This window comes from uncultured Campylobacter sp., assembly GCF_938002845.1.
In the GTDB taxonomy this organism is placed as follows: Bacteria; Campylobacterota; Campylobacteria; order Campylobacterales; family Campylobacteraceae; genus Campylobacter_B.
Window position 1 is genome coordinate 1 of sequence record NZ_CALKZP010000060.1, and the last position, 1,363, is coordinate 1,363.

The following is a 1,363-nucleotide window of genomic DNA, read 5'->3' on the forward strand; positions in this document are numbered from 1 at the left end:
GAGGGCGCCGTGCTCGTGCACTGCTATCACGGAGCCGATCGCACGGGGCTTGTGGTGGCGATGTACCGCGTGATCTGATCGGGGCTAGATGCCGCGCGCAGCGAGATGATAGAGGGCGGATACGGCTTTCACTCGATGTGGCAGGATATTGCGGGCTTTTTGACGCCGCAAAACGAAGCGCTCGTAAGAGCCGAGCTTGGAATTTAGACGAAATTCTATTTTTCCGCCCGCTCAAGCGGCGTGAAATTTACGAATTCGGAGCGCGTGAACTTGATTTAACAAAAGCTTGAGCGGCTTAAATTCGACTAGAGCCCGCCGGGCTTAAATTCGCAGACTACCGCGGCGAGTTATTGTGGCGGCGGCATTCGCGGGATGAGCCGCGGCGAGCCTAAATTTTTAGGGCAGCAGGGTTTGCGAGCTCGAAAACGGGCTTAAATTTAGCGCACCGCTTGCGCGATAAAATTACGCGCTTTAAAATTTCAAAAACGGAGACTACGAATGATACATCACTTTGCGGATCTGCTAGATCGAAAGGACGATTACTGGACGATGGTGCCCAACCGCGAGCGTTTCGCATTCGCGCTAAACGGCCCCGTGGCGGATAAGCAGAGCTTGCAGATCGCTACAATAGGGGCGGATACTCCTTTTTGGGAGCAGATTTTTGAGTGCGGGGATCTGCAGGAGCTTACCCTGCATCTTCCGAGCAAGGAGCAGATCGCCGCGCTACGGAGACTTAGGCAGCTTAAGCGTCTGCGCATTACGAGAGTTCAAGTAAAAAATATCGATTTTCTGGCCGAACTGCCGCTTTTGCAGGAGCTCGTTTTGGAATACGTCTCGGGATTTTGCGACCTTTCGCCTCTGCGCGAGCTGAAAAACTTAAGATCGGCGCATTTTGAAAATTTACGCAGAGTGAGCGATTTTTCGGGACTTAGCGGTATAGCCTCGCTGCGATATCTGTGCATTAGCGGCACGCTAAATTGGGATCAGCCGATTGTAGATTTCGAGTTTTTCAAAGGCCTAACGGGTCTTGAAGTGCTAAAACTAACCTGGGTGAAGTGCAAGGCTCCATATCCGGCGCTTTTGCCGCTCGCCGCTCTTAAAAATCTAAAAAAGATAAGCCTGTATCCGCACGCCTTTGCGCTGGAGGAGTACGCGCTTGCGCAGCTTATTTGCGAGGGCGTAGAGGGCGCGCAAATGCCGCTTGCTGTGGAGTTTAAAGATACAGGCTATGTATATTTTCTGGGGCGAGGCTCGGGATACACCAAAATGGGGGCGAAAAACGAGCTGCAAAGGCGTGCGGAGTTTGAGCAAAAATTTGAGGCGTGCAAGCAAAAGGCGCGGGAAATTTTAAATTTATAGGTAT

At 51.8% G+C, this 1,363-nt stretch carries 2 protein-coding genes; both read left to right on the top strand.

The window, feature by feature from the left end; genetic code table 11:
* Window positions 1–78 (top strand): tyrosine-protein phosphatase (locus tag Q0224_RS10925; protein ID WP_297951283.1); only part of this gene is annotated, 78 nt, incomplete at its 5' end.
* Between the two features lie 420 nt (window positions 79–498).
* Window positions 499–1,359, top strand: coding sequence for a hypothetical protein (locus Q0224_RS10930; RefSeq protein WP_297951281.1), 861 nt, complete (start codon window positions 499–501; stop codon window positions 1,357–1,359).
* Window positions 1,360–1,363: the final 4 nt, after the last annotated feature.

Coding starts and splice junctions, on each gene's coding strand:
- Q0224_RS10930 (WP_297951281.1), top strand. CDS start 499: ATGATACATCACTTTGCGGATCTGCTAGATCGAAAGGACGATTACTGG.